The organism is Actinokineospora fastidiosa, from assembly GCF_014648415.1.
In the GTDB taxonomy this organism is placed as follows: Bacteria; Actinomycetota; Actinomycetes; order Mycobacteriales; family Pseudonocardiaceae; genus Actinokineospora; species Actinokineospora fastidiosa.
The window spans coordinates 213,906-229,348 of the sequence record NZ_BMRB01000002.1; the positions used below are offsets into that span (position 1 = coordinate 213,906).

Consider the following 15,443-nt stretch of genomic DNA (forward strand, 5'->3'; position numbering starts at 1 on the left):
CGGTTCCTCCTCCGGTTCGGTTTCCCGGCAGGCCCGCGCTCCGGCGGGTCCTGCCCTGCTCTCAGCGAACTGACCGCGGGCAGGCCCGGGCGAGGGACCAAAGGCGCACGGCGGGGAAGCGTTCGTCCTGTCCGCCCTTGCCTGCCCAAGGCCGGGCGTGGGTCCGGTGGCCGCGGCGGGGCATCCGCGGCCACCGGACGCCGCCCTCAGCCACGGACGTCCTCGCGGCGGGGCGGGACCGTGTCGTCCCAGGTCGCGGAGATGTGGTTGTGGACAGCGACCACACCCGGGGTCACGCTCGCCAGGTAGCCCGCGATGCCCACCTCGCTGCGGCGCTCCACCTCCCCGCGTATGGTCACCACGCCGTCCTTGACATCGACGTCGACCGTTCCCGGCGTGAGCCACAGGGAACGGCCCAGGACCTCGTCACGGATCGCGGCGACCAGTTCGTCGTCCCTGCGGACGAACACCTTGAGCAGGTCGCGGCGCGACAACACGCCCACGAGGGCGCCGTCCGGGCTCACGACGAAGAGCCTGCGCACGCCCGCCTCCGCCATCGCGTGGGCCGCCGCGGCGGCGCGGGCGTCGGGACGGATAGTCCGTACCGGTGTGGTCATCAGGTCCGCGGCGGTGAGCGCGTGCGCTTGGGCCCAGCGCTTGCGTGCCGCCTTGCCCGCGAAGAGGCCGGGCGGGTCGTCGGCGCCGCCGCGGTACTCCTCTTTGGGCAGCAGGTCGGCCTCGGACACCACCCCGACGACGCGCCCGTCGTCGACGACGGGCACCGCGCTGATAGCGTTCTCCGCGAGCAGCGCCACCAGGTCCTTGAACCGGGTGTCCGGTGTCGCCGTGATCACCTGGTCTGTCATCAACGATGCAACGGTCGGTTCGCGCACGGTGTCCTCCAACGGCTCGATCGGGTCCGCGTCCAGCGTGAACGCCCGCGTCCGCTGCCGGAGCGGCCCAAAGTCCCCGGGGGGCGGGGACTACTGGCGTCGGGAGTGCTGACGACGCAGGGAGCGCACGGCGTCTCCGTCGGAGGTGTCCGTGGCGGCGGCGACGCTCGCCCGGCAGGTGCGGACGAGTTGGCGGGTCGCCCGCGAGTCGGGGACGCGGCCGCAGCGGGTGCAGGTGACGCGGACGTCGCCGGTGAGCTGGTCGATGGCGACCGCGGCGGGGCAGGCGCAGTCGCGGCACCACCGGTATCCGGAGACGGCGACGACGTGGGTCGGGGAATGCACGCAGGTGTGCAGCCAGCGGCGGTGGAGCCTGCAGGTGACCCGCTCGAACGGGTCGAGTCCCTGCTCCTCGGCGGCGTCCTCGCCGGTCAGCCGCCGCGCGAGGCGCGGGTCGGGCAGGTCGGCGTACCGGGGGTGGACGGCGGGACCCGCCGGGGGCGCCGCGAAGTCGGTCTGCGCCGGTCGGTTCTCGAACATCGTCCTCGCCTTTCCCGTGCAGCGGTTTCCTGGTGTCAACGGTCCGCTCGGCGGAGGTCCGCCACTACCGACGTGGTTCCCGTCCGGCGGTGGAACTTGGTCCTGGCCTTCGTCGCCGCACGGCCTTCCGGGGCGGGGCGATGGTCCTGGGCGCGCGGGTCAGCGCCTGCCGCCCACGACTGCCGCGAAGCCGTCGGCGGCCGTCCGCAGGGCACCGGCCGTGTGCTCGATCCCCGCGGCGAGCACCGCCACGTCGGGGACCGTGTCGTGGTCGGCGGTGATGCCGACGCACACCTGGTCGTCGTAGCTGAGCATGCCGATCGCGGTCCGCATGCGCAGCGCGATGGGGACGTACGGGTAGAGGGCGCGGACAGTGCGCCCGAACAGCTCCATCCGGTGGCGGGGACCGGGAATCCCGCTGGCGACGGTGACGACGTTGTGCTGGGGCAGGCGGGCGAGGCACCGCAGCGCCCAGGCCAGGGGCGGGTGCGGCAGCGCGGCGGCCAGCGACACCGCCGAGCGTCCGGCGGCAGCGGTCCCCTGGCGCTTGGCCGAGGCCGTGGCCCGGTGCACGGCGCTCAGCAGATCGACAGGGTCGCCGAGGTGGACCGGCAGCATCGGCAGCATCAGCGAGAGCTGGTTGTCCACGGCGCCGTCAACCGCGTGCGCTCGGGTGGAGACCGGCACCAGCGCCCGCACGGCGTTCGCGTCCAGCGGTTCGCCCCGGTGCAGCAGCAGGGTGCGCAGTCCGCCCGCCACGGCGGCGAGCAGCACGTCGTTCACCGTTGTGGCGAACGTCGTGGCGACGCGCCGCACGTCGGGCAGACTCAGGCGCACCGGTCGGTAGCGCCTGCGGTCGCCGATCGGGCCGATGAGCGTCGACGGGCTGGTCGGGACCAGGGCCGAGGCCAGGGACAGGGCCCCGCCGATCCGCTGCGCGACCAGGTCGGTGATGCCGGTGCCCGGTTGCGCCCGGCGCGGGACGGATGTCGGGGAGCTCGAGAACATGTCCTGGTAGAGGCGCATGCCGGACATCCCGTCGGCCACGCAGTGGTGGACCTTGAGCACCAGCGCCCACGACCCGTCCGCGAGCCCCTCGACGGCCCAGCACTCCCACAGCGGTCGGTTCCTGGGGAGCCGCCGCGCCATGATGGCCGCGACGGTCGCGCCCAACTCGGCGTCACCTCCCAGTCGAGGCACGCAGGCGCGGAACACGTGGGTGTCGGGATCGAAGTCCGGGTCATCGACCCAGGTGGGCGCGTACGCGTCGGCGAACGCGCGGCGCACGCGCTGGCGCGCCCTCGGCACGGCGGCGGCGATCGGCCGCACGATGGCGCGCAGCTCAGCCGGGGTGGGCGCCGGTCCGTCGATGACCGCGACCGCGGCGACCGCCAGGGTCGCGCGGGGATCGGCGTCCTCCAGCAGAAGGAACGCGGCATCCAGCGGACCGAGCCGGTCGATCGCCATGCGGGCCTGCTTTCCGATCACTGCCGCGCTCAGGCGACCAGGACGGCGGCGCCGGTCACCCGGTCGGCCCTGAGGTCGTCGAGCGCGGCGCCCGCCCGGTCGAGCGGGTAGGGGGTCGTCGCCACCCGCAGCGGGTGCTCCGCGGCGAAGTCCAGGAACTCCCGTGCCTGGGCCCGCGTGTTCGAGGTGACGCTGCGCAGCTGCCGCTCCTGGAACAGGTGCCGCTGATAGTCCAGCGGCGGGACCTCGGTCAGGTGGATGCCCGCGACCGCCAGCGTGCCGCCGCGGTCCAGCGCGGCCAACGCGGGCGGGACGAGTTCCCCCGCGGGTGCGAACAGGATCGCCCCGTCCAGCGGCTGCGGCGGCGCGTCGGCGGCGCCCTGGGCGGACGCTGCGCCGAGGTCGAGCGCCAGCTCGCGGGCCGCGGGCGCACGGGTCATCACGTGCACGGTCATCCCGCGCGCAAGCGCCACCTGGGCGGCGAGGTGGGCGCTGGCGCCGAAGCCGTAGACGCCGAGCACCCCGCCGTCCGGGACCTCGGCGCGCAGCAGCGCGTGGTAGCCGATGATCCCCGCGCACAACAGCGGGGCGAGGACGACCGGGCTCGGCCCCTCGGGGAGCGGGAGAGCGAAACCGGCCGGGACGGTGGTGTACTCGGCATACCCGCCGTCGGCGTCCCAGCCCGTGTAGCGGGAGTCCGGGCACAGGTTCTCCCGCCCGCGCAGGCAGTACCGGCACGCGCCGCAGGTCGACCGCAGCCAGGGCACCCCGACGCGGTCGCCCGGGGCGTACCCCGGAGCCCGACTCACCACGACCTCGCCGACGACCTCGTGGCCGGGCACGACCCCGGGTCGGCGCACCGGCAGATCACCGTCGACCACGTGCAGGTCGGTGCGGCACACCCCGCAGGCGAGCACCCGCACGAGCAGTTCGCCGGGCGCGGGCTCGGGGACGTCCGCGCGGCACCGCCGCGGCGGCCGCCCCGGGACCGCGACGCGCCAGGCCAGCATGGTGGTCACCGGCCGGAAGCGTTCGATGGTCATGGGTCCAGTCAACGCGACGGCCCGATGACCGTTCGAGAAACGATCGGCCCCGGCCCGCCGGGACGTTCGGCCCCTGCCCGGCCTCGACGATGCCGGTCGTTCGGCAGCCGGGGACGTTCGTCCGCGCCCTGGTGCGGCCCTGGACCCTATCCGGGCGGCCGACGCCGGGTGAGTCTGCCGATCTAGGCCGGTAACCGACATTGGGAGGGCTCGACATGGCCGACACCACCGATCCGAGAGAAGAGGCCCGCAAGCGCGTCAAGAACCGCCGCGACTTCGGCCCGCACCTGCTCATGTACCTGGCGACCAACGCGATGCTGGTGGTCATCTGGCTCAGCACCACGGCGCCCGGCTTCTTCTGGCCCGGCATCCCGATGGCCGCATGGGGCATCGGGGTCCTGGCGCACGCCTGGGACGCCTTCTTCGCCAAGCCGATCAGCGAAGGCGACGTGGACCGCGAACTGAACAGGTGGCACCGCCTCCCCGGCTCCCGCTGATCGACGACGGCCGCGGCCCACGACGCTCGACGTGGGCCGCGGCCGTCCTGGCGTTCACCGTCGACCTGCCGGGCCTGCCGACCGCCGACCACGCCTGCGGCTTCGGCGGACGACCTCCGTCCGCACGCCACAGAGGACGATCGCGTCCAGCCCGGATCACCGTCAACGCCTCCTAGGTCCCGGCGAACTCGGGCCGAAAGGCTGTTCGAGGAAACACGGCGGTCGGCGATGGTGAGCCCATGTTGCCGAGATACCGCATCACCGCCGCGATGGCGCCCGCCTTGTTCGTGACCGGGATCGGTCTGGTGGAGGTCGTCCGCCAGCGCGACTGGGACCTGGTCACGATCCTCGCCGCCGTCCTGGTGGCGCAGATCGCCGCCCTCGCCGCAGGCTGGGGAGGACGGCAGCCCGCGAGTTTGCGGGCCGACCTCGCGGTCTGGTTGCACGACCACGCGGCGTCGACCGGGGAGCCCGCCGGGCGGATCGTCGACCGGGCTGTCGCCGACCACCGGGCGGCAATGGAGGCGGCGCCATCGACCGCGGGGAAGTCGTGATGACGCCGGTGATGCCAGAGGCCGTTGCCGTGCCGGTCGGGCACGGCGCTCCGCTGACGAACGCCGTCGCGGGCGGGAAGGCCGCCGCGCTGGATCGGCTGACCAGGCTGGGGTTCCCGGTCCCCGCGACGGCCGTGGTGACCGCCGCCGCGTACCGCGCGGTCGCCGAGCACCCCGACATCGCCGCTCTGCTGGCCGGTCTCGCCGACCCCCGCGCCGCCGTGTCCGCGGCAGCCGTCGACCACGCGTTCCTGACGGTCCCGATACCCGACTCGGTCAGCGGCGCCATCATCGATGCGGCCCGCGCCGTGGCTGGTGGCGGTCGCGTCGCCGTGCGCTCGTCGGCGACAGCCGAGGACATGGTGTCGGCATCCTTCGCGGGCCAGTACCGGTCGACCCTCGACGTCGACGGCGACGATGCCGTGCTGCGAGCCGTCCGGCTGACCTGGGCGTCGCTGTGGCACCCCGCGCCCCGCGCATACCGGGCCCTGTGGGGCATCGGGCACGACATCGCGATGGCCGTCGTGATCATGCGGATGGTGCCCGCCCGCACCGCCGGGGTCGCGTTCACCTCGGACCCGGGCGGCACGCCCGACGTGGTGCGGGTCGAGGCGGTGGACGGGCTCGGCGAGTCGCTGGTCTCGGGGGCCCGCACACCCGAGGTCTGGCTCGTGCCCCGGCGGTCCGCCGATCACCGGGCGCCCGCGGTCGCGGCCGAGGCGGCCCGGCTGGCACTGCGGGTGGAACAGGCCGTCGGCACGCCCCAGGACATCGAGTGGGCCCACGACGGGACGCGACTGTGGCTGCTGCAGGCCCGGCCGATCACCGCGGCCCCCGACCGCGGCGACGAGTGTGACACGCCGGTCGACGACAGCGAGCTGACCGCCACCGGCATCGGCGAGACCCTGCCCGGAGTGATCCCCCCGCTGGTCTGGGATGTCGCGGGCGGCTTGGTGGAGGAGGCGCTGCGCGACGTCTTCGCCGAGCTGCGCGGACTACCGGCGACCGGACCGCGATTCGTCCGGCGGGTGCGCGGGCGTGCCGCGCTGGACCTGGATCTCCTCCGCACGGCGGCGAGCGCCATGCCAGGGGTCGCCGAGGACGAGATCGAGGGCCAGTACTTCGGCGCCGCCGTGGGCGACACGCGGCCGGGACGGCGACGACCGCTCCGGGCCGCGACACACGGTCTTCGCGTCGCCGCTGTGCGCAAGCGGGCAGTGTTGGAGTCCGAGGTGGTGATCGGCGCCGCCGACGAGATCGCCACCGCCCGCCCTGATCTGACCGGACGGTCCGATGAGGACCTCCTGGCCTACCGCGGACGCCTGGTCGCGCTCGGAGGCCGGGCCATGACGGTGGAGATCACGGTGGCCTCCGCGGCCACCGCGGCATACCAACAGCTGATCGGTTTCCTCACCCCGCATGTCGGTGAGCGTCAGGCGGCCTCGACCGCGCAGCGGGTGACGGCAGGCGCGGGTGTCGCCATCAGACGCGCCGGGATGTCGAGGGCGATCTTCGCGGGTCCGGCCTGGACGGCGTCCGAACTCCCCTCCTCCGCGGCCGAACCGAGCCACGGCGGTGAACAGGCGCTCGCTGAGCTGGAGCGACGTCTGCGCGCGATGCCCGCGTGGCGACGGGTGCGGATGCTGACCGGACAGATCGTCGACGTCCGGATACACCTGCTGCGTCGCCTGGTGCGGGATGCCGCCGACGGCCTTGCCCGCCGCGAGCGGACCAAGGCCGCCGTCCTGATCGTCGGCGGCGAGGTCCGCAGGGTGCACGTGGAACTGGGCCGGAGGCTGGTCGAGCGCGGCCGACTGGCCGACGCCGAGCAGGTGGACCTGCTTCGTGACCGCGAGTTGGCTCCCGCGTTGCGCGGCGCGGCCCCACCGCCGGTCGTGCTGGCCCACCGCGCACGGCGGCTGGACCGGCAGCGCGCCGATGGCCCGCTGCCGGTCCGGTTCACCGGCGTTCCCCGTCCCGGCGGCCCGGCGGACGCGGTCGGGGATCAGGTGTCGGGCTGGGCCGCGAGCCCCGGCAGGCACACCGGACGCGCCCGCGCGGTCATCGATCCGGTGATCTCGGCACTGGACGACGGCGAGGTCCTCGTCGCCACCGCGACGGACGCGGCCTGGTCGCCGCTGTTCGCCCGGGCGGGGGCGATCGTGGTGGAGCGCGGCGGTCCGCTCTCGCACGCCGCCATCGTCGCCCGGGAGCTGGGCGTTCCGGCAGTGCTCAACCTGGCGGGCGCCACCGCGCTGCTCGACGGACGACTGGTGACCGTCGACGGCGACGCGGGCGTCGTGATCATCCACCCGGAGCCCGGCCGCCCCGCCTCCGGGGCCCGGATCGTCCACTTGGAAGCCGTCGGCGGTCAGGAGGGACCCAGGTGAACCGGAAAGCACGCGAGGACTGGCTCTCGGACCTCGACATCACCCGCACACACATCTTCGTTCCCGCCATCATGAGCGCGGGCATTCTGATCTCGCTGTTCACGCTGGTCCGTGACGCGCTGCACGGCCGGAACAGGCGCGGGCACTCGCGCCGGGCGGCCTTGGAAGCGCACGCCACCGCGCACCACGTGCTGACCGGCGAGCCCGCGCACCGTGCCCTCGCGGCAGGGCTGCGGCCGAGGGCCGGTTATCTGCTGGCCGCGCTGAGCTCGGCGGGTTTCGCCGTCTACGTCGCCATCGGCGCGACGGCGAACTATTTCCGCCCGAACGGCTTCGTCGAGAACATCGTGTGGTTGTGGGCGGCGTCGCTGGGGGTGTCGATGGCACTGTCCGTCGTCGCCGCGGTGTGCGCGGTCGCATTCCTCCGCTGGCCGAAGCCCGCCCGGTGGCAGCTTCCGCTGCTGGCACACAGCCCGCTCGGTCAGCCGCCCACCGCGCCGCGGGTGGTGAGCGTGCTACTGCTGGGCTGGGCCGCCGCCCTGACCGGGGCGGCAGCGGCGATCTTCACCTTCGTGGTGGCCGGAGCGCCGCACCGGCTGGCCGCGGTGGACGCATGGGTGGCCGCCACCGCGCCCGGCCTGGACGGACTGGCCGGACTGGGCGTGTTCGACCCGTTGGGACCGTTGCCGGTGTACCTGGCGGCGGTCGCGGTGATCGGACTGGCAGCGGTCCGCTGCACCGCGGTGCCGGTGGCCTACGTCATCGCCGCGGCGGTCGGGCTGCTGCTGGACGTCGGACTCGACCTGCTGGTGCCGCGCGACCGCCCGGTGGGCGGCGCCGCGGACTCCTTCCCGAGCGGTCATGAGGTCCAGGCGCTGCTGCTCATCGGCTTCGCGCCGATGGCACTGCTCGTGCTCACCCGGCGCGCCTGGTTGGCCTGGGCGGGAGCCGCGCTGCTCGCCGCGGTCGCCGTCGCCGCGGGCCTCACTTCACTGCAGACCGGGGCGCACTGGTGGTCGGATATGACGGCGGGCGCGCTGTGGGGCGCTGCCGCGGCGCTGACAGGTTGGTGGGCGTTGGCGTACCCGCGCTGGCATCGGCATTGCGGCGACTGCCCGCTCTCGGTCCCGCACCACCCGGGGGCGACGGGTCTGCTTCGCCTGCCCTGGCGGGTGGAGCACACCGTCCGATGGGCGGCCCGCATCTGGGTGCCGATCACGGTCGCGGGCTTCGGTGCGCTGGCATTGGTCGTCGGGCTGCCCGCGAACCCCGAGGGGGACGGCGTCGGCGGGCGGGTCGCGGGGCCGCTGCAGCTGGCGCTGCTCGGGCTGGTCGCCGTGGGATGGCTGGTGGCCCTGCGGTGGGAAGCGGCGGGAGCGCTTCTGCTCGCGCTGGCGGGGAGCGTCCTGGGCACGTTGGCGGCACTGGCCTACCACCCGCTGGTCAGCCTGGCGGTCGCACTGGTCTTCCTCGCGCCCGCGGTCGGCTTCTGGCTGGTGTGGCAGCACCGGCGGACCCTCCGCGCCATCGCGGTCCTCGCCGTCTCCACAACCCTGCTGCTGAGCGGGACCTGGGTGGGCGCCTTGACGATCTACGACCGGTACTACGGCCCCGCTCACCCCGCCTCCACGGCCCCGATCCTGCCCGTCGACCGGGTCGTCTGGTCATGGGCGGGCGGGGTCACCACGGAATCGGCCGTCGTCGTCGCCAAGCTCGCCGAGGGCGCCCGGCGAGCGCGTTTGGGGATCGCACCCTCAGCAGGAGCAGCGCCGGTCCGCTCGTCGCCGGAGGAGGTGGTGGGCGCCGACGGCGTCGTGCGGATGGTGGCCGTCGGGTTGGCTCCGGGCACCGCCTACCGCTACGAGATCGAGGTGGACGGCGTCGCGGACGCCTCCCGCGGAGTGGGTGAACTGCGGACCGCGCCCGACGGCCCGGCGTCCATGACGGTCGCTTTCGGTGGTTGCGCCCGCACCGGCTCCAACGGCGCCGTCTTCGACGCGATCCGCGCGATCCGCCCCGACCTGTATGTGATCACCGGTGATGTGCACTACGGCAACCCGGCCGAGAACGACGTCGAACGGTTCGCGAGCTTGTACGGGCGGGTCCTCACCGCGCCCGCCCAGGCGGCGCTGTACCGGAGCGTGCCCGTCGCCTACGTGTGGGACGACCACGATTACGGCCCGAACGACGCCGACGCGAGCGCACCGACCCGCCAGGCGGCCCGCGCGGCCTATGCCCGTCATGTTCCGCACTACCCGCTCGCCGGTGGAGCTGACGGCACGATCCACCAGGCGTTCACGATCGGCCGCGTGCGGTTCGTGCTGACCGACACGCGCTCCGAGCGCACGGCGGCCACCATGCTCGGCAAGCAGCAGCTCGCCTGGCTGCAGCGCGAACTGGTGACGGCCAGCCGCAGCCATGCACTGGTGGTCTGGGTGAACCCCGCCCCGTGGGTCGCACCCGCCTCTCCCGGCCGCGATGACTGGGGTGGCTACCCGGACGAGCGGGCGCGGTTGGCCGCGACCATCGCAGGCGCGGGTGTCCGGAACCTGGTGATGGTCAGCGGCGACGCCCACATGGTCGCCGTCGACGACGGCACGAACACCGGATACTCCGACGGGCCGGGATTCCCGCTGCTGCACGCCGCGGCGCTCGACCGCCCCGGCGGGGTGAAGGGCGGCCCGTACAGCGGTGGCGTCTTCCCGGGCGCAGGCCAGTTCGGCACGGTCTCGGTGACCGATACCGGCGGTTCCTCGATCGAGGTCACCCTCACCGGCCGTGACTGGCGCGGCACCGTGCTCGTCCAGCAACGTTTCACGCTTCCAGCGCGGTGAACCGCAAAGCGCGCGATCGCGCTTCGATGCGTGATCACAGGCAACAGCACCCGCCGGATCCCGCGGGTGCGCTACGGCAACCGCCATCGCGCGTTTTGCTCGTTCGAGAGTGTCGGCCAAGTCCCCAACGGCACGACCTGCCGGCTATCGGTGTTCGGGACCTGCGTCCGCGCCGTTGAGCGATCGCCGCGAACGGTTTGGGAAACCTGGTCGACGACGGCGCGGCTCTGTGCCTCTGCCCGCAGACCAGAGACCGGGACGCCGCGACGACGGATGACGCTTCCGCGCCCGCCGATGCAGACATCCGGCATATGGTCCTCCGCTGTCTTTGCGTAGTTCAGTTAGCCGCTGGCACTCCTGTGATTAGCGCTTGCTTGGTTCGGGAGCCAAATATTATCTGGATAGTAGATCGTACAAGTGCGATTCATGGACTTGAACTGCGCTGCATCGCACCGGCGGCTGGGTGTGCTGAGCGACCTGTTCGGCAGCTACCGGCTGGTCGGCGGGTAACGCCTGCCGGACGGTCGCGATGACCTCACCGTGAATCGAGTGGGGCGTGTCGCGCTGGTCGGGCTGGTGGTCGCGGTGGTGGCGGGGTCGCTGTCGTACTGGTGCTCTTCGGTGGGAGCGGGGTTGAGGGCGTGGCGACCACCCCGGCCGCCTCCGCGCCGTCCGGATCAGCGGCCGCGGCGCCGCTCACCGGGGAGCAGGCCGACGAGCTGGCGACGGACCTGATCAGCGGCGATGAGGCGCGGGTGCGGGAGGCGGTAGCGGTCTCGCCCGAGCAGCCGTTAGAGCCCGGGTTGGCGCCCTCGCTGGCATCGGCCGTCATCGAGGTGGACGCGTCGACCTTCCAGCCGCAACCGGACGGCTCGGCCGTGGTCGCTGCCCGGGTCGACGGGAAGCGGTGGACGATCCGTCTGGTCGCGGTCGAGGGCCGCTGGTTGATCAGCTCCACCGAGGCCGCCCAGTGAACCGAGGCGCCCTGCTGCCGGTCCTGTGCCTGGTCGGCGCGCTGTGCGCGGCACCCGCGCGGGCGCAGGACGTGCCCGCGCAGTGCGACCTGACGACGTCGACCAAGGCGGAGGCAGGCCAGGACGAGGACAAGCGGCCGGTGGTGTTCGTGCACGGCTGGACCGGCGGCCCGCTGATCGACTCCGCGAATGCGCTGTCCGACGCGCTCGACGGGAAGATCAGCACCTACGCCTTCGACTACAGCAAGGTCTCGTCCCACTGGGCCTCCGACTCGCGGATCGCACCGTGCCTGGCGGCCTATCTGGGCCAGGTGTCGGCCGCCCACCGCGGGGTCGGGGGCGACGGAAGGCTCATCGTCGTGGCGCACTCCATGGGCGGGCTGGCGCTGCGCTACGCCCTGACCCCGGAGCTGGCCGAGAAGGTGCCGTACGTGATCACGTTCGGCACCCCGATGCTCGGGTCGCCGTGGGGCGGCGCGGACGGGCCGTCGCGGCTGGTCGAGGTGTTCCAGCAGGCCTTCGGCAAGGACCTGCCCGACGCGGCGGGCCGCGACGGCGGCAAATGCCTCGCCGAGCACACCAAGGGCGCGCCACTGCCGGACGGCTGCGGCGACCTGCCGCCGTGGCTGCCGGAGGGCGTCACCCTCACCCAGATCGGCGGTGACGCCACCGTGGACCGCACGTTCTTCGGCTTCAAGGCCTACTCGATCCCGCTGGCCGGCGACGGCGTGGTGCCGCTGCCGTCCGCCCACGGCTACCCCCTTTCCGGGCCAGGCGGGCAGCCGCCGCTCGACGGCGCCAAGTCGTACTCGCGACGCAGCACCTGCTCCATCGACTTCGGACTGGTCAACCGGGCCGCGCACGAGCTGGCGTTCGTCCCGGGCGCGATGGCGCTGGACTATTTGACGCTGCAGGACATCCAGCAGGACAGGTTCAGCCTGCCGGTGCAGGCCTACCTCGGCGGCGTGACGATCGCCGCGAGCTGCTCGCACACCCGCCTGACCACTGAGCGCAAGTCCGTCGACCACGCCGTGGCGGTGATCAAGGAAGCGCTGACCGCGCTCGCCGCACCCGCTGGCGGGACCGCCACCACGGTCACGAACGTGGTGGCGCTCGACAAGGCTGGCAACCCCGCAGCCGGGTGGGCGGTCGAGAACGACGGCACCGAACTCGACGAGTGCCATCCCTCCCCTGCCGCCGTCGGCGCGGACATCGGCTGGTGCGGCTCCACCGCGGCGGGCGCCCTGGTCTGCTGGGTGAAGGCCGACCGCCACTCCTTGCTCTGCGGTGACTTCCCATGGAACAAGCGGCTGCGTGCCATGGTGTCCACCAAGGCGGTCCCCGCGCTCGCACCACCGCAGACCGCCGACCCGTGGGGCCTAGAGCTGGAGAGCGGCGCCAAGTGCCTCCTGCGCAACGGCGGCAGCTGGCCAGGCCGGGCCGACGAGTACGTCGGCGCCTACTCCTGCGACGACGAGTCCGTTTTCGTACTGGTCGGCAACGACCGGGTTCCGGTCGACCGCAGCGGTGCGGCGTGGACCGTCAAGGTCGGCGGCCTCAGCGCGACGAACGAGGCCCTGCCTCCGCCCACGACGGAACGGGTGCGGACCGCGTACTTCGCGGCGGCACCCTGAACTGGTCCGAGAAGCGCCAGTTAGTCCGGAACATCCCGCCCCGGCAGCTATGCAGTGCGTGGGCGGTACCGCCACGAGGGCGAGCCGGCCCCACCGAGGAGAACCGTGCAACTGTCACGGCGACCACGCGTCCACCCGAGCCCGGATCGCGACCACCCCGCGCGCTGCGGGCACCGCCTGGTCCCGCCACGTTACGCGGGCTGCGGCCGGACCAAAGCACTGCCCCGACGCGATGACCAGGGCGAACACATCTGCTCGCATTGCGCGCAGCACGCCCCGCACTGGCACCGGCCCTGCTCCCGCTGCAGGCGGTCCCGCCCGGTCCACCCGCGTCGACGGCCAGCCGCTTTGCGCCGGATGCAGCATCCGCCGCCCCGAAAGAACCGCAACGGGTGCTCGCGCCCCTCGAAGCCCCCTGCCGCAGGTGGGACGGCGGAGCGGCAGCTCGCCTGGCCGTTCGCACCGCTGACCGTGGACGACCTGGACGAGCTCATCGGCAGGTGGGCGGGATGGTTGGCCACAGCCTCGAACGGCAGGCTCAGATCCGAGCTCGATGCCCGAACGGCGCCCGGAGAACAGCTTCCGCCGCCGTTGATCACCGACTTCAGTCGTGCGCGCACGCAGCGGATTATGACCCGGGCACCGTGCCCTTCACCGCCTCCTCCCCCGACGCTGACATGAACCCCGCCAACTCCGCAGGCACACCCCCCGCGAACCGCGCCCCCTCGAGTCTCGTCCACGGTGACGGCGTCTTGCGGTCCGCGTAGCGGGTGCTCGGCAAGGTCGCTCCACGGAAGACAGCGCCGCGGGTGAAGGCGGCCCCGATGAAGGCGACCTTGCCGGTGAAGGTCGCCCCGCCGAAGACGGCGTTGCCGGCGAAGGTCACTTCATTGAAGTAGACGTCGTCGGTGAAGGTCGCCCCGGCGAAGTTCACCTGCCGCGTGAAGGTTGCTCTGTCGAAGTCAGCGTCACCGATGAAGGTCGCCTGGCGGAAGGAGGCGCCGCCGAAGGTCGCCCCGGCGAAGTCGGCGGCGCCGGTGAAGGTCGCCCCGGCGAAGTCGAGGGAGCCGGTGAAGGTCACCCTGCTGAACCCGGCATCGCCGGTGAAGGTCGCTCCGCGGAAAGATGTGGTGTGGACGGTGCAGCCGCTGAAATCGAGGGCGATGAGGGTGGCGCTGGTCAGGTCGACGTCGATGCCGGTCCAGAACGTCGCGACGGGGTTGTCGGGTGTGTCGCCGGGGTGTAGGTGGCGGGCGAGGATGCGTTGAGCGGCGAGACGAACTTCGCGCTCTTGGACCTGCTCGCGGTGCTCCGCAATCAGCTCTTTGCGGACGGCGGGGTCTGTGGTGCCGTCGAGAACGGGCGGGTTGTCGGGCGGGGTGTAGGGCATGCGCAGGTAGGCGCAGAGGACGTTGACGATGGTCTGCCGCTGCTCGACATGGTCCTGGGCCAGGCGCTCCAGCGCGTACAACCCGCCCAACCGCACCGGCGCCTTCTCGGAACCGAGCTGCTCGACGGCCTTGGTGTAGAGGTCGGTGATCCGCCGCGCCTCGGCATCGCGTTCGGTGGCGGTAGCGACCCGCTCCTGGTGAAGGCGGGTGGTCTCGAAGCTCTCGCGCTGCAGCTCATAGGCACGGGCGACATCGGCCTGGTCCCGCTCCTTCTGCTGCAGCCCGATCTCGGTGGAGCGCTGCCGCCGCCACGCCAGGTAGAGACCGAACAGCCCGCCGGTGCCCAACAGCACGGTCAACCCGACGCGCACCAACTCCAGATGGATGGGAGCCCGCAAGGAGCCGCCGTCGACCAGCGACCACAGCAGCGTCAGCAGCCCGCCGACCACCACCACGACCCCGCCCACCGCGGCGGCGACCGCGCGCTTGGAGGGCGGCTTCATCGGGGCGGGTGGCCGCTCGGGCTGCGGCACCGGGGAACTCGTCACCTGCTGATCATCGCGCGGCCCGGCGAACCTGTTCCGGGCCGTACACGCACCGCGAGAGCGCGTCCCTATGGAAGCCGGTCTTGACCGACTCGTGCCAGGTCGTGGCCGTCGTCGATTCTGCTACGACGTCGCGGTTCAGACTGCGCTTAAGATGCTTGGAACGGCGCGGCTACCCTGCCGGGGCGGTGTTGCGGTGCAGGACAACTGCGCCGGACACGGCGAACGGCCGCGAACCCGATGCCCTGCCGGTGTTGCTCCACCGACCGGGCGTGGTTCTCCGGGTCCACGGCCGCCGTGACCGCTACTGCCCCGTCGGGTGGCAGCCCAGGAGCAGTACCAGGACAAGCAGCAGCCCGGCTCTCGCCCACGCGGGGGCCGGACCCATCACGGGCTGGAACACCCAATCCGCCGCGCAGGGCGTCAGCACCTCAAGCCGCCGCCTCGGTCGCCCTGGTCCCGGCTCGCCGCAGGCCCGGCGCGAGAAGGCTCCTGGCCGTCGGCCCCTTATGCGTGGACAACCTCGGGCCAACCCCGCGCGTGCGCCGGTCCCTGCTGCCGCCCTCTTGGGTGCAGGCGATCGTCCTCCGGGCAGGCCCTCCCCGATGACGGCACGAGGGCGCATCGTGCGTTCACCCAGCTAGACGGCGGTGTCGGCCTCTTATGCGCACCCGCTCGGCT

At 73.0% G+C, this 15,443-nt stretch carries 11 protein-coding genes; 6 read left to right on the forward strand and 5 right to left on the reverse strand.

The features are described from left to right. Nucleotides 1-206 precede the first annotated feature (206 nt). From IEY98_RS11060 to IEY98_RS11075, 4 genes are all read right to left on the reverse strand, one after another. Complete coding sequence (locus tag IEY98_RS11060; protein ID WP_189210346.1) at nt 207-866, reverse strand: CBS domain-containing protein; 660 nt, start codon at nt 864-866, stop codon at nt 207-209. 117 nt (nt 867-983) lie between these two features. Beyond that, nucleotides 984-1,433 (reverse strand): hypothetical protein, encoded by a 450-nt coding sequence (locus IEY98_RS11065; protein WP_229786811.1) that lies wholly within the window; start codon nt 1,431-1,433, stop codon nt 984-986. A gap of 159 nt (nt 1,434-1,592) precedes the next feature. Beyond that, nucleotides 1,593-2,900, reverse strand: coding sequence for a wax ester/triacylglycerol synthase domain-containing protein (locus IEY98_RS11070; protein WP_229786812.1), 1,308 nt, complete (start codon nt 2,898-2,900; stop codon nt 1,593-1,595). Nucleotides 2,901-2,929: 29 nt separating this feature from the next. After that, the gene (locus tag IEY98_RS11075) at nt 2,930-3,910 is read right to left on the reverse strand and encodes a zinc-binding alcohol dehydrogenase family protein (protein WP_189211723.1); all 981 of its coding nucleotides are present in this window, start codon (nt 3,908-3,910) and stop codon (nt 2,930-2,932) included. A gap of 248 nt (nt 3,911-4,158) precedes the next feature. On the opposite strand from IEY98_RS11075, the gene IEY98_RS11080 reads away from it, so the two are divergent. The 6 genes from IEY98_RS11080 (at nt 4,159) to IEY98_RS11105 (ending at nt 12,826) form a co-directional block, all read left to right on the forward strand. Continuing rightward, nucleotides 4,159-4,440 (forward strand): 2TM domain-containing protein, encoded by a 282-nt coding sequence (locus IEY98_RS11080; RefSeq protein ID WP_189210347.1) that lies wholly within the window; start codon nt 4,159-4,161, stop codon nt 4,438-4,440. A gap of 239 nt (nt 4,441-4,679) precedes the next feature. After that, nucleotides 4,680-4,994 carry a hypothetical protein gene (locus IEY98_RS11085; protein WP_189210348.1) on the forward strand — a complete coding sequence of 105 codons (315 nt, stop codon included), beginning with the start codon at nt 4,680-4,682 and terminating at the stop codon, nt 4,992-4,994. An 11-nt stretch (nt 4,995-5,005) separates the two neighbouring features. Continuing rightward, nucleotides 5,006-7,384 carry a PEP/pyruvate-binding domain-containing protein gene (locus IEY98_RS11090; RefSeq protein ID WP_189210349.1) on the forward strand — a complete coding sequence of 793 codons (2,379 nt, stop codon included), beginning with the start codon at nt 5,006-5,008 and terminating at the stop codon, nt 7,382-7,384. After that, nucleotides 7,381-10,218 carry an alkaline phosphatase D family protein gene (locus tag IEY98_RS11095; RefSeq protein ID WP_189210350.1) on the forward strand — a complete coding sequence of 946 codons (2,838 nt, stop codon included), beginning with the start codon at nt 7,381-7,383 and terminating at the stop codon, nt 10,216-10,218. Before IEY98_RS11090 ends, IEY98_RS11095 begins: the two co-directional genes overlap by 4 nt. A 641-nt stretch (nt 10,219-10,859) precedes the next feature. Further along, nucleotides 10,860-11,192, forward strand: a complete 333-nt coding sequence (locus tag IEY98_RS11100) for a hypothetical protein (protein WP_189210351.1) — start codon at nt 10,860-10,862, stop codon at nt 11,190-11,192. Beyond that, entirely contained in the window at nt 11,189-12,826 is a 1,638-nt protein-coding gene (locus tag IEY98_RS11105; protein ID WP_189210352.1) for an esterase/lipase family protein, read from the forward strand. The genes IEY98_RS11100 and IEY98_RS11105 overlap by 4 nt, the downstream gene beginning before the upstream one ends. Before the next feature lie 628 nt (nt 12,827-13,454). Here IEY98_RS11105 and IEY98_RS11110 read toward each other — a convergent pair. Further along, on the reverse strand, nt 13,455-14,672 hold the full coding sequence (locus IEY98_RS11110) for a pentapeptide repeat-containing protein (protein WP_189210353.1): 1,218 nt from the start codon (nt 14,670-14,672) through the stop codon (nt 13,455-13,457). Nucleotides 14,673-15,443: the final 771 nt, after the last annotated feature.